12 protein-coding genes are annotated in these 12,817 nt (G+C 60.5%); 5 read left to right on the forward strand and 7 right to left on the reverse strand.

Annotated features, from left to right (window positions below; translation table 11 throughout):
* Positions 1-54: 54 nt before the first annotated feature.
* The 7 genes from fba to KQH60_RS12160 all read right to left on the reverse strand — a co-directional run bounded on the left by fba (position 55) and on the right by KQH60_RS12160 (position 8,694).
* Entirely contained in the window at positions 55-1,119 is a 1,065-nt protein-coding gene (gene fba, locus KQH60_RS12130) for a class II fructose-bisphosphate aldolase (protein ID WP_237576674.1), read from the reverse strand.
* A 169-nt stretch (positions 1,120-1,288) separates the two neighbouring features.
* Entirely contained in the window at positions 1,289-2,725 is a 1,437-nt protein-coding gene (gene pyk / locus KQH60_RS12135; RefSeq protein WP_237576675.1) for a pyruvate kinase, read from the reverse strand.
* 160 nt (positions 2,726-2,885) lie between these two features.
* Positions 2,886-4,100, reverse strand: coding sequence for a phosphoglycerate kinase (locus tag KQH60_RS12140; protein ID WP_237576676.1), 1,215 nt, complete (start codon positions 4,098-4,100; stop codon positions 2,886-2,888).
* A gap of 220 nt (positions 4,101-4,320) precedes the next feature.
* On the reverse strand, positions 4,321-5,802 hold the full coding sequence (locus tag KQH60_RS12145; protein WP_237576677.1) for a glycosyltransferase family 39 protein: 1,482 nt from the start codon (positions 5,800-5,802) through the stop codon (positions 4,321-4,323).
* Positions 5,803-5,880: 78 nt separating this feature from the next.
* Complete coding sequence (locus KQH60_RS12150) at positions 5,881-6,846, reverse strand: glycosyltransferase family 2 protein (protein ID WP_368669350.1); 966 nt, start codon at positions 6,844-6,846, stop codon at positions 5,881-5,883.
* A 772-nt stretch (positions 6,847-7,618) separates the two neighbouring features.
* Positions 7,619-7,942 (reverse strand): AzlD domain-containing protein, encoded by a 324-nt coding sequence (locus KQH60_RS12155; RefSeq protein WP_237576678.1) that lies wholly within the window; start codon positions 7,940-7,942, stop codon positions 7,619-7,621.
* Positions 7,939-8,694: an AzlC family ABC transporter permease gene (locus tag KQH60_RS12160; protein ID WP_237576679.1), complete on the reverse strand. Its 756-nt coding sequence runs from the start codon at positions 8,692-8,694 to the stop codon at positions 7,939-7,941. The genes KQH60_RS12155 and KQH60_RS12160 overlap by 4 nt, the downstream gene beginning before the upstream one ends.
* Positions 8,695-8,966: 272 nt before the next feature.
* On the opposite strand from KQH60_RS12160, the gene KQH60_RS12165 reads away from it, so the two are divergent.
* From KQH60_RS12165 to KQH60_RS12185, 5 genes are all read left to right on the forward strand, one after another.
* The gene (locus KQH60_RS12165) at positions 8,967-9,887 is read left to right on the forward strand and encodes a branched-chain amino acid transaminase (RefSeq protein ID WP_237576680.1); all 921 of its coding nucleotides are present in this window, start codon (positions 8,967-8,969) and stop codon (positions 9,885-9,887) included.
* Between the two features lie 31 nt (positions 9,888-9,918).
* Entirely contained in the window at positions 9,919-10,113 is a 195-nt protein-coding gene (locus KQH60_RS12170) for a zinc-finger domain-containing protein (RefSeq protein ID WP_237576681.1), read from the forward strand.
* Positions 10,114-10,278: 165 nt separating this feature from the next.
* Positions 10,279-11,304 (forward strand): lipopolysaccharide heptosyltransferase II, encoded by a 1,026-nt coding sequence (waaF, locus tag KQH60_RS12175; RefSeq protein WP_237576784.1) that lies wholly within the window; start codon positions 10,279-10,281, stop codon positions 11,302-11,304.
* Between the two features lie 71 nt (positions 11,305-11,375).
* Positions 11,376-11,822, forward strand: coding sequence for a nuclear transport factor 2 family protein (locus KQH60_RS12180; RefSeq protein WP_237576682.1), 447 nt, complete (start codon positions 11,376-11,378; stop codon positions 11,820-11,822).
* Positions 11,800-12,813 carry a hydrolase gene (locus tag KQH60_RS12185; RefSeq protein WP_237576683.1) on the forward strand — a complete coding sequence of 338 codons (1,014 nt, stop codon included), beginning with the start codon at positions 11,800-11,802 and terminating at the stop codon, positions 12,811-12,813. Before KQH60_RS12180 ends, KQH60_RS12185 begins: the two co-directional genes overlap by 23 nt.
* Positions 12,814-12,817: the final 4 nt, after the last annotated feature.

Consider the following 12,817-nt stretch of genomic DNA (forward strand, 5'->3'; position numbering starts at 1 on the left):
GCACGGCGCCGCGCCGCGGGGCCGGCAACACGCGCCGGCCCGGCTGGCGGCGAATTAGCGCACCACTTGCTTGAGCGCGCCCGATTTGTATTGCTCGGCGATCTTGTCCAGCGGCAACGGCTTGATCTTGCTGGCCTGCCCTTCGCAACCGAATTGCCGATAACGCGCCAGGCACACCTTCTTGGCCGCTTCGCGCGCCGGCTTCAGGTAGTCGCGCGGGTCGAACTTGCTCGGGTTCTCGACGAAATAGCGGCGGATCGCACCGGTGATCGCCAGCCGCAAGTCCGTATCGATATTGATCTTGCGTACACCGTGCTTGATGCCTTCCTGAATTTCCTCGACCGGCACGCCATACGTTTCCTTCATATCGCCGCCAAACTCGCGGATCTCCGCCAGCAACTCCTGCGGCACCGACGACGAGCCGTGCATCACCAGGTGCGTGTTCGGAATCCGCGCATGGATTGCCTTGATCCGATCGATGGCAAGAATGTCGCCTGTCGGCTTTTTCGTGAACTTATAAGCGCCATGGGACGTCCCGATCGCGATGGCCAGCGCATCGCACTGCGTCGCGCGCACGAAGTCGGCCGCCTGCTCGACGTCGGTAAGCAGTTGCTCACGCGTCATCGTCCCTTCCGCACCATGGCCGTCCTCCTTGTCACCCTTCATCGTCTCGAGCGAACCGAGCACGCCAAGTTCGGCCTCGACCGTTACGCCGATCGCGTGCGAGAACTCGACCACTTGTCGCGACACTTCGACGTTGTACTCGTAGCTGGCGACCGTCTTGCCGTCGGCCTGTAGCGAGCCGTCCATCATCACGCTGGTAAAGCCGCTGCGGATCGCCGCCATGCAGACCGCCGGCGATTGTCCGTGATCCTGGTGCATCACAATCGGCAGATGCGGATAGGACTCGACCGCCGCCTCGATCAGATGGCGCAGGAACGCTTCACCCGCATATTTGCGCGCACCCGCCGACGCCTGCATGATCACCGGCGCATTCGCCTCGTCCGCGGCCGCCATGATCGCCTGCACCTGCTCAAGGTTGTTGACGTTGAACGCCGGCAATCCGTAGCCGTTTTCAGCCGCGTGATCCAACAGTTGACGCATCGATACGAGAGGCATGTTTCACTCCTTCAATAAGAATTCTTCCCGGCACTGGCCGCGCTACCGTGGGCCGCGCGCATCCGTGTTGCGCCGCACGCCGCGCGCTGCCTCGGATCGGACGCTGTCGCATCGGTCATCCATCGGCCATTATTGTACGTTGACTGGGACGCGTCCAGCGGCGAAAACCTCAGACGATGTCGCCCACTTTGACGATCTTCAGCGTATTGGTACCGCCAGCCTGTCCCATCGGCTCGCCCACGGTCAACACAACAATATCGCCACGCACCGCATAGCCGTTCTTCACCAGCACCTCGAGCGCCTGCTGTAGCGCCGTATCGCGGTCCAAGCTCGATTCCAGGTGCAACGGCACCACATTGCGGTACAGCGCCATCCTCCGCTCGCTGGCCACGCGCGGCGTCAATGCATAGATCGGCACATGCAACCAATGCCGGCTCATCCATAACGCGGTCGCACCCGACTCGGTCAGCGCAATAATCGCCTTGGCACCCAGGTGGAACGCGGTGAACAGCGCTCCCATCGCAATCGACTGGTCGATGCGGGTGAACGTGCGATCCAAGAAATCCTTGTCCAACTCGACATGCTCGGACTTCTCCGCCTCCACGCAAATGGCTGCCATCGTCTCGATGGTCTCGACCGGATACCGGCCGGCCGCGGTCTCCGCGGATAACATCACCGCATCGGTGCCGTCCAGCACCGCGTTGGCCACGTCCGAGACTTCCGCCCGTGTCGGCACCGGGTTCTGGATCATCGATTCCATCATCTGCGTGGCGGTGATCACGGTTTTGTTCGCCTCCCGCGCCATCCGGATCATGCGCTTTTGCAGCGCCGGCACCGCCGCGTTACCGACCTCCACCGCCAAATCGCCGCGCGCCACCATGATGCCATCCGATGCATCGAGGATCTCCTGCAATGCCGGGATCGCCTCGGCACGCTCGATTTTGGCGATCATCTTCGGCTTGTGGCCGTACGGCGCGCCGGCAATGTTCGCGAGCTGCCGCGCCATCTCCATGTCCGTCGCATTTTTTGGAAACGACACGGCGACCAAATCCGCGCCGAGCGCCATCGCCGTACGTATATCCTCCATGTCCTTTGCCGTCAGTGCGGGGGCGGACAGACCGCCGCCCTGCCGATTGATCCCCTTGTTGTTCGATAATTCACCGCCAACCTTCACGCTCGTGTGGATCTCGTCGCCGATCACCCGCTGCACGCTCAACACGATCAGGCCATCGTTAAGCAGTAGGACGTCGCCGGCCTTCAAATCGCGCGGCAGGCCCTTGTAGTCCAGGCCGACGCGCTCGTCGTTGCCCAGTTCGCACGCGGCATCCAGCACGAACGGCGCGCCAGCAGCGAGCATCACACGGCCGTTCTCGAACTTGCCGACGCGGATCTTCGGACCTTGCAGGTCCGCCATGATCGCCACTTCCCGGCCCGCCTGCCGCGCAGCCTCCCGCACGAACTCGGCACGCTGGCAATGATCATCGGCGGTGCCATGCGAGAAATTCAGCCGCACAACATCCATCCCCGCCGCGATCATCCGCGACAGGATGTCCGGCGAGCTGGACGCGGGTCCAATGGTGGCGACAATCTTGGTAGCGCGATGCATGAGTCTCCTCGACTGGGGTTAAAGCGCTGCTGCGGAGGCGATTGCCCGGAGCGCATGCGACACCGGCGCAACGCCGCTGCACGCAGCCGGCCGGGTCAGGGCAGCCGCGCCGCGATGTTACGACGTCGGCGGTAAGTTGCGCAAAGTCGGTCGTGACCGTTTATGCGCCGGCGTTGCCGGCTTGCGCACGGCTTTGCAGCACCTCGACCGCAGGCAGCGTCTTGCCCTCGAGGAACTCGAGGAAAGCCCCTCCTCCGGTCGAGATATAACTGACCTTGTCATGAATACCGTACTTCGCAATCGCCGCGAGCGTATCGCCGCCGCCGGCGATGGAGAACGCCGGCGACTTCGCGATGGCCTGCGCAAGCGTCTTCGTGCCGTTGGCGAATGGGTCGAACTCGAACACGCCGACGGGCCCGTTCCACACGATTGTGCCGGCCTTTTCCAGCTGCACGGCCAGCGCGGCCGCGGTCTGTGGACCGATATCCAGGATCATATCGTCATCGGCCACCTCGCTTGCCGCCTTGGTCTGTGCCTGGGCATCCGGCGCAAACGCCTTCGCGGTCACCACATCGGTCGGAATCGGCACCGATGCCCCGCGCGCGTTCGCCGCGTCGATGATCGCCTTGCCCTCACCGACTAGATCCGCTTCGGCCAGCGATTTGCCGATCGGCAGCCCAGCGGCCAACATGAACGTGTTCGCGATGCCGCCGCCCACGATCAGCTGGTCGACCTTTTCGGCAAGCGACTTCAGGATGGTCAGCTTCGTCGACACCTTCGAGCCCGCCACGATCGCCACGAGCGGACGTTTCGGGTTGCTAAGCGCTTTGCCCAGTGCATCGAGTTCCGCCGCGAGCAGCGGACCGGCGCACGCGATCTTCGCGTACTTCGCGATCCCGTGCGTGGTCGCCTCCGCGCGGTGCGCGGTGCCAAACGCATCATTGACGTAGACATCGCACAGCGCGGCCATCTTTTGCGCAAGCTCGTCCGAGTTCTTCTTCTCTCCCGGGTTGACGCGGCAATTCTCGAGCAGCACGACATGGCCAGGCGCCACGCTCACACCATGCTCGACCCAGTTGGCCACCAGCGGCACGTTGCAGCCGAGCCACTCACCCAAGCGCTTGGCCACGGGTGCAAGGGAGTCTTGCGGCTTGAACTGCCCTTCGGTGGGCCGGCCCAGGTGCGATGTCACCATCACCGCCGCGCCGGCATCGAGCGCCTGGCGGATCGCTGGGATCGACGCGCGGATGCGAGTGTCCTCGGTGATGTTGCCGGCATCGTCTTGTGGCACGTTCAGGTCGGCACGGATGAACACGCGCTGGCCACGGAGCTTTCCGTCCGCGATGAGGTCGGTCAAACGCAGAACTTGAGTCATGAGGTTGGCTTGACGGAGTTGAGAAAAGGATAAAGCCGCGGCGCGAACGGCCGCTGTTTGCCATTCGGATGCCGTACTTGCATTTATTTTTTATTTTAGCGCATCACATAGTGATGCCCCGCAGCAGTGGCCAACCCAAAGTGTATCGTGCTTACACACTACGCACAGCATAGTATTTGCAAGCATCTCAACCAAGACAGTGTCAATATTGACTGGATCTTCAAGAGCGGGGTGGCATTAAAAAGAGTTGGTATTTGCGCGCTGGCAGTGTCATGCCCCAGGCCTGCTTTTTCACCTCACATAATGATGGCGACGCTGCGCTAATTGAGCTTGCTGCCGCAATGCAGTCCAGGTCGCTGTCCCGGCAGACAAGCAGAGCACCCTCACGCGCCACGTCGGCGACACTCACCCACGGTGTCTCGTAGGGATGACGGAAGTCCCAAAAACGCGTGTAGCCACGACTATAAAATGCAATTGACCGCGCCTCGTTGATTGCCCCGCCTACTATCGGAATGTCCCCGCCAAACCGCTGGCGCCAAAGATTGCTTGCAGCCGCCGCTAGTTCGGCTCGCGGCTCGGCACCTCCTTCTGTATTGCGCTTCGCGCCCAACCATCCGACAATAGACGCTATCAACAATACAATCAGCCAGTAGGCCAACATCACCCGCGGTGCGCGCGCCGGCGTTATCTCGAATCCGCCGCGACGAAGTACCACCAGCCAAAACGGAACGATAGCGAACCACTGAGCCATGCCCCATACGGAGGCCATCTGCGTTTTCGCCGCCACTGCTGCCACGCCTACAACGATAAGCGGGGCTGCGACAAGCCACCAAAGGCCTGAACGCTCGGGGGGAGCAACACAACTGCGCGCCATCGCGAGAGCCGCTTGCCGCCAATGTGTCCGGGTCAGTAGCGCAACGAAGCAAAAGCTTGGCAACAGGTAGCCCAATTGCGCAGCCGTGTAGATGCAAAAGCGTACAATGGCATCACCTACCGTTCCACCCGTACGGTTTTGCGCGTAGCGGAGCGTTAAAAAATCATTGGACACGAGCCAGTAAACATGAGGTAGCAGGACGACTGCCGCGGCGCCTGCTACCAGCCACGAGCGCCGACTCAACAAAGTGGCACGCCAAGCCGGATGCATCAATGCGGCCACGCATAACGCTACGAGCAATACTACTGAAAAGTACTTGCCCAGCATCGACGCACCGGCAAGTACGCCAAGGGCAATCGCGCAGCTCGCGCGACGATTTTGCATGAAGCAAACAAAAAAATATGCAGTCCACGGCCAAAGCAACAGTAAAACTGCATTAGCATTGAATTTGATTGCAAGATTTGAGTACAGTGGTGAAACTGCCATCGCCAAGCCTGCTAAGATGGCAAGCCGGGTTGGCAAGAAGCACTTGGCCAGGGCCACAATACCGAGCAACCCCACCATTGCGTTAAGCGCCGAAAGTGAGAAATACGCAATATCAGTATGGGGAAAAACGCGGAACCAGGCTGCAGTAACCCATGCAAACAAAGGGGGGTGCTTCGAATAGCCGGCTTGCCATTCTATGCCCCACACGTAGTTCTCAACCATGTCGCCCTGTCTGTCAAGGTTGCCCCATGACAGCCACGCGGCGAATGTCCATACGAGCGCATGTATCGGTAATAACCAAAGCATTCGCAAATCGCGTCCTACGCCGCTCTTTTCTTTCATATGGATAATGGCATCAAAAAACAAAATTAAATTAATAAAATTTTATAAAAATTTGTTGTTGCAACGGACTATATACTTTTAACGGTAGATTTTTCTGACAATATAAGAAGGTCTTCTTTTGGCTTCCATATATATGCGCCCCACGTACTCGCCTATCATACCAATACCTATCAATTGGACGCCGCCCAAAAAAAGGACCATGGTGATGATCGATGCATAGCCTGGTACATCGACTCCCCGAAATAGCGTGCGCAAAATCAAATACGCAGCATAGAATAGAGCCAAACCCGCAACAGTGCCACCGATATACGTCCACATACGCAATGGCAACGTTCCAAAGCTGGTCAGTCCTTCAAGAGCCAAATTCCAAAGCTTCCAACCAGAAAACTTCGATTTTCCGTCTGCCCTCGGTTTGCGCACGTACTCGACTACACTTGTACGAAAGCCCACCCATGCAAACAATCCCTTCATAAACCGCCGGTTTTCGGGCAACTGCTTCAGCGCCTCCACTACTTGGCGGGACATCAGTCTAAAGTCACCCGTGTTTTCAGGAATTGTTGTGTCAGAGATGGCGTTATGCAGTCGGTAGAAAAGCGCTGCGGTTCCTCGCTTGACATAGGTATCTGTGTGCCGGCTCACACGTTTGGCCAGTACCATATCGAAACCCTCCTGCCACCGTGCCACCAATTGCTGGATGATATCCGGCGGATCTTGCAAATCCGCATCAAACGGGATGATTGCCGCGCCCCGGGCCTCGTGAATACCGGCTGTTAACGCCGCCTCCTTACCGAAATTGCGAGACAATTCAATAATGCAAATGTGAGGGTCGCTCGCGCGTGCCGCTAAAAGTTTTTGCTGCGTGGAATCGGTACTACCATCGTTGACACAAATCACTTCATATTGCGCTTTAGGTATGCTGCGTAACACTGGCAAGACGGCGCGAAAGAATGCTTCGACCATGAATTCTTCATTGTAAAAGGGCACAACAAGTGAAATCAATGGAAAATTCGTCGCCGCATGAGATTTGGCTCCTTCCTCGTCCACGCTGCTCACCGGGGCCGAGCTATGCCAGCCACCTCCACAATGTGGACAGACATACTGCACTGTCGCAGGCAAGCCGTTTCCTGACGGCTTGCCATCATGCTGCCTATAACCAGCAGCATCACCCTGCCATGAAATGGAAAGGGTAGATCTTTGCGCTAAGTATTTCAGAGCTATTATCCTAATATAGTAGGGTTCGTTGGGGCGGGGGGGCTGGTTTAATTGGCGCAAGTGACTTACATTTTCGCGCTCACTAGGTTGGCAAACCACTATACAACGACTTTATTACCCACACACCCAATCCGTGCGCTACACAACCACCGTGATCACACTACTTGAGCGACACCTTGCCGAGAGAATCGCCTACTAAAAAACACATTTACCAACTTAACTACGAGCCCCCGTAACATAAGCATTACCATATAAAATTTAATTATGTCACTGCAATGACTTCCACCGCCTCAACATGGCGGCTAAAAAATACATTTTTTCCAATGATAGCGCAAGCCACCTCCATTTTAAAAGCTTAGTTTGTGCGCAGCGATCTATACCGCGATGCAACATTTTGCATAGCGAACGTCATTAAATGACTTCACTTCGCATTTACCCGTTCTTACTTACCCGTCCTTGTTACAACTTGTCCTGCATCAGCGAGACGGCGCGACGTATTAGCGCGCGCCTATACCGGGGCTCTTTCTCCAGAAACGCTTGTCAGGCATCGAAGTGGCGTACTTTATATGCCGCCTACCCCAAACGCCTCTGGCAGCAACCACACTTAACACCCCAATCGCAACGCGGTAAATACCGCCATTCCGACGACGATCGTCCCAATCATGCTGCGCCGCCACAGGAACCACAGCGTGCCGGCGACCGTGCCATACAATGCGTGGTTGTCGAGCGCAAACGATAGCCCTCGCGGCGTCATCGCGACATCCGGCACGACCACCGCGATCAGCGCCGCTGCGGGTGCATAACGCAATGCGCGCAGCACGCGCTCTGGCAACACGGTGCGCTCGCCGCCCACCAGGAAAGCGGCTCGGGTCACACCGGTGACGATCATCATGCCGATCATCGTGAGCCAAATCTCGGTCGAGCTCATTGCGACACCCCGCTGCCCTGTCCAGCGCGCCGCAATGCCTTCGCCGACCTATTGCGCGCATAGGTGTCGCTGGCGAGTCCCGCGAGCAGCGCGGCCAGGATCGCCAGCGGCAGCGACAGCCGATATGGCATGTCGATGCCGACGAGTGCGACGATCGCCGCGATGACCACGGCCGCCAGCGTCGAGCGGCCGACGATCGCCGACACCATGATCGGGATCAACACGAGCGTGCCCGCCAGGCTCAAGCCCCAGTCGTGCGGAAAAAAGCTGGCAAGCAAGATGCCGATGATCGAGGACGCCTGCCACATGATCCAGCTTGACGCCGCCATGCCCCAGAAGAACGCCTCCTTGCCAGGCTCATGCCCGGGCTTGAAACCGCGCGCCTGGAACAGCAGGTAGATCACGTCCCCGTTGAAATAGCCTAACAGCAAACGGCGCGGCATCGACAGGTACGAAAAATGGGGCGCCAGGCCGGCACTGAACACAATAAACCGCGTATTGACCATCGCCGCGGTCAGCAGCACGGTCCACATCGGTAGCTTCGCGGCGAGCAGCGGCAACACGGCCAGTTGCGAGGAACCAGCATACACGAGCAGTGACATGCCGATCGCCTGCGGCACGGTCAGCACCGACTTGCTCATCGCGATGCCGGTCACCAGCCCCCAGGAAAACATCGCGGCAAAAGTCGGCGCATAGGTGCGCACGCCGTCGACAAAGGCGCGGCGGTCGACATCGGACAAACGCTGGAACATGGCAGCAACGGTGAATTGAATGGAGCGGGCTAGCGATCGGCGATTGCAGCGGCGACTTCCTCTAGGTAAGCACACGGATTATATGACTGACCCGGTCACGCATCCACGAATGGACGATCTGCTCGCCGCTGCATTGGACGCCAGCGGGCCCCTGCAAGGTGTACGCCGTATGCGCGTCGGGGCTCGAATTGACGCTAAAATAACGTCCTTTGGCTGAGTCATTGCACGTTCCGTGCGGGCGGCCAACGACAGACACCGCGAGGAGAATCCCTATGTCAATGGCCGACCGCGATGGCAAAATCTGGATGGACGGCAAGCTGATCGATTGGCGCGACGCGAAGATCCATGTGCTGACGCATACGCTGCACTACGGGATGGGCGTATTCGAAGGGGTGCGTGCGTACCAGACCCGCGAGGGCACCGCTATCTTCCGGTTGAAGGAACATACGAGGCGCCTGTTCAACTCGGCAAAGATCTTCCAGATGGATGTGCCGTTCGACCAGGAAACGCTCATCGCCGCGCAGCGCGACGTCGTGCGAGAAAACCAACTCCAGTCGTGCTACCTGCGCCCGATCATTTGGGTCGGCTCCGAGAAACTCGGCGTGTCGGCAAAAGGCAACACGATCCATGTCGCGATCGCGGCATGGCCGTGGGGCGCCTACCTCGGCGACGAAGGGCTGTCCAACGGCATTCGCGTGAAGACTTCGTCGTTCACGCGCCACCACGTCAACGTGTCGATGGTGCGCGCCAAGGCGTCGGGTTGGTACGTCAATTCGATCCTTGCCAACCAGGAGGCGGCCGCCGACGGCTACGACGAGGCGCTGCTGCTGGATGTGGATGGCTATGTATCCGAGGGCTCCGGCGAGAACTTCTTCCTCGTCAACCACGGCAAGCTGTATACGCCAGACCTGTCGTCGTGCCTGGACGGCATCACGCGCGACACGATCATCACGCTGGCGAAAGACTTCGGCATCGAAGTCATCGAGAAGCGCATCACGCGGGACGAGGTGTATACCGCGGACGAGGCGTTCTTCACCGGAACCGCAGCCGAAGTCACGCCGATCCGCGAACTGGACAACCGCACGATTGGCACCGGCCGCCGCGGACCGGTCACCGAAAAGCTTCAGTGCGCGTTCTTCGATATCGTGTCGGGGAAGAACAAACAGTACGCGCACTGGCTGACCCAGGTCTGAGCCTGCCTCTTTTGAACCCAAGATCGACCCTATGAGCGAACTGAAGGAAATGCCGCTGATCGAACTCAGCGTGAAGGACCTCCCCGCCTATTGCCCGAACCCGGCGATGCCCCGCTGGAGCGCGCATCCGCGTATTTTCATCGACGTCACGCACGGCGAGGCCCGGTGCCCTTACTGCGGCACGCGCTACAAGCTGCGCGACGGCGAGGTGCTCAAGGGCCATTGAGTCCCAGCGCCACGCACCAGCGCAGGCTGGTCGTGAAAGCTGTCGCACCGCGGTGCGACGGCCTTCGTGCGCAGCGCTTCCGTGTTGCTTCCCCCGCAATCGACCCGCTTCCGGCACCCAGGCGAGAGCCGGCCGGAGCGCTTTTTGACTGGAATTTCTGACCCGATGCGCCGTGCGCTCATAATCGCGCCCAATTGGATTGGCGACGCGTTGATGGCTCAGCCATTGTTCGCGCTGATCAAGCGGCTGCACCCGCGGATCATCCTCGATGCCGTCTCGCCCGCGTGGGTGGCGCCAGTGCTCGCGCGGATGCCGGAGATCCGCGAGATCCATTTGACTGACCTCGAGCACGGCAAGCTGCAGCTATGGCAGCGGTGGCAACTGGCCAGCGACCTGCGTGACGCCGGCTATGACGCAGCCTACGTGTTACCGAACTCGCTGAAATCGGCACTGATTCCGTGGCTTGCCAGCATCCCGCTGCGCATCGGCTATACCGGCGAGAGCCGCTATATGCTGCTGAACGTGCGGCATCCGAATCCGCCGAGGGGCGAGCGAGCACCGATGGTGCCGCATTACGCGGCGCTCGCCTACGCGCCGGGCGCCAAGCTGCCAGCCAACTTGCCACCGCCTCGGCTGGAGATCGACTTGAATGAACCGGTGCGCGTGTCGCACCGGTTCAATCTCGACACGCGGGTGCCCCTGATCGCGTTCTGCCCCGGCGCCGAATACGGGCCGGCCAAACGCTGGCCGCCGGAGCACTTTGCGGCGCTGGCCCGGATGATCGGCCAGTCATTTCCGTACACGCAAATCGTCGCACTGGGCTCGCCCAAGGACAGCGCGCTTGCTCAGGCCATCGCGGAACGCGCGCCGAACGTGCGCAACCTCTGCGGCCAGACATCGCTTGGCGAAGCCTGTGCACTGATCACGCGCGCGAGCGCGGTGGTCACCAACGATTCCGGCTTGATGCATGTGGCCGCGGCATTGCGCCGACCGCTTGTCGCGCTCTATGGATCGACCGACCCGCGACATACCCCGCCCCTGTCCGAGCTCGCGAAGGTACAATGGCTGCATCTCGAGTGCAGCCCGTGCTTCGCGCGCGAGTGCCCGCTCGGTCACCTGAATTGCCTGCGCGAGCTGTCCGCCGAACAGGTATTCGGCGACCTGCGCGCAATGCTGATCGCCAACCGCTGAACTGTGCCGGGGCGCGCCGCGCTTGCCGCGCAAAACGAGCGCCCCGCCAGAACCGAACCCATCGACGCGCCATGCCACGTTTCGCCCGCCTTTTCGACGCCGCCGCCGACGCGCTCAACGCGTACTACCAAGCTATTGCCGACGCGAACTTGGACCATGCGATGAGCCTGTGGATTGACGAGGAATTCGCCAGCTGCATCTGCGCGAACGGCACGCACATGCATGGCCTTGGCGAAATCCGGGACGGGCTGGCGAAGCAGTTCGAGGCGGCACGCGTGACGATCGAGCCGGTCGACATCCGCGTACACGACAGCCTGAGCACCGTGGTCTACGCGATCGCCGAGGCACACCGTCCGGCCGACCAGACCGAACCCGCGACGATGGTGTTCTCGACCTATGTGCTCGTGCATGAGCGCGGCGAATGGCGGATCGCCCACATCCATGCGAGCCCGATGCCGGACAAGGCTGCCGGCCAGTTCGCCGCGAAGATGCGCCATGGACAGGGTTCGCTACACTGAGCGTTCGTCGGGCGCGGCCCACATTGATTTGATCTACCAGCCACCCCGCTGGCTACCGAATGCCCATATCCAGACGATCGTGCCGGCGCTGCTCACGCGCGTGCCACGAGTCGCCTACCGACGCGAGCGATGGACCACACCCGATGGCGATTTCATCGAGTTAGATTGGCTCGATACCGCCGGGCAGGCGCCAGATGCACCGCTCGTCGTGCTGTTCCACGGCCTGGAGGGCAGTTCTGGCAGCCATTACGCGCGCACGTTGATGGCGGCCGTCGCGCTGCAGGGCTGGCGCGGCGTGGTTCCGCATTTCCGCAGCTGCAGTGGCCCGATCAATCTAGCACCGCGTTTCTATCATCTGGGCGACAGCGCCGAAATGGACTGGATTCTACGCCGCCTGCGCGACGCGCATACGGGCCCGCTGCTCGTTGCCGGCGTGTCGCTGGGCGGCAACGTGCTGCTGCGCTGGCTCGGCGAACGGCGTGAGGACGCTGGCAGACTGGTTGATGCCACGGCTGCCATCAGCGCGCCGCTGGACCCGAACGTAGGCGGCATCGCGCTGTCCAGCGGCTTCAACCGCCTGTACACGCGTAATTTCCTGCGCACGCTCAAGCGCAAGGTCGTCATCAAGGCGCAACAATATCCCGGCCTATTCGACGTCACCTCCGCGCTGCAAGCGCGCGACTTCCGGGCGTTCGATGACATCGTCACCGCGCCGCTGCACGGCTTTCGGGGCGTAGATGATTATTGGAAGCGCGCGGCGTCCAAGCCGCTGCTGCGCGAGATCACGGTGCCAACGCTGCTGCTCAACGCGCGCAACGACCCATTCCTGCCCGCGCATGCGCTGCCGGCGGCGCGCGACGTGTCGGCGGCCGTCGAACTGGACCAACCGGAATACGGCGGCCATGTCGGTTTCATGACGGGGCCGTTCCCAGGACGCATCGAGTGGCTGGCACGTCGCGTGCTTAGCTATTTTCAACCCTACGCTCGGTGACTCG

Origin of the sequence: Mycetohabitans sp. B8 (assembly GCF_021991875.1) — a bacterium.
In the GTDB taxonomy this organism is placed as follows: Bacteria; Pseudomonadota; Gammaproteobacteria; order Burkholderiales; family Burkholderiaceae; genus Mycetohabitans.

Bases quoted from the DNA above. Each gene is read 5' to 3' on its own strand.
- pyk (WP_237576675.1), bottom strand. From the start codon at position 2,725: ATGCATCGCGCTACCAAGATTGTCGCCACCATTGGACCCGCGTCCAGC.
- KQH60_RS12145 (WP_237576677.1), bottom strand. From the start codon at position 5,802: ATGAAAGAAAAGAGCGGCGTAGGACGCGATTTGCGAATGCTTTGGTTA.
- KQH60_RS12185 (WP_237576683.1), top strand. From the start codon at position 11,800: ATGGACAGGGTTCGCTACACTGAGCGTTCGTCGGGCGCGGCCCACATT.
- KQH60_RS12170 (WP_237576681.1), top strand. From the start codon at position 9,919: ATGAGCGAACTGAAGGAAATGCCGCTGATCGAACTCAGCGTGAAGGAC.
- KQH60_RS12140 (WP_237576676.1), bottom strand. From the start codon at position 4,100: ATGACTCAAGTTCTGCGTTTGACCGACCTCATCGCGGACGGAAAGCTC.
- KQH60_RS12160 (WP_237576679.1), bottom strand. From the start codon at position 8,694: ATGTTCCAGCGTTTGTCCGATGTCGACCGCCGCGCCTTTGTCGACGGC.
- KQH60_RS12180 (WP_237576682.1), top strand. From the start codon at position 11,376: ATGCCACGTTTCGCCCGCCTTTTCGACGCCGCCGCCGACGCGCTCAAC.
- waaF (WP_237576784.1), top strand. From the start codon at position 10,279: ATGCGCCGTGCGCTCATAATCGCGCCCAATTGGATTGGCGACGCGTTG.
- fba (WP_237576674.1), bottom strand. From the start codon at position 1,119: ATGCCTCTCGTATCGATGCGTCAACTGTTGGATCACGCGGCTGAAAAC.
- KQH60_RS12165 (WP_237576680.1), top strand. From the start codon at position 8,967: ATGTCAATGGCCGACCGCGATGGCAAAATCTGGATGGACGGCAAGCTG.
- KQH60_RS12155 (WP_237576678.1), bottom strand. From the start codon at position 7,942: ATGAGCTCGACCGAGATTTGGCTCACGATGATCGGCATGATGATCGTC.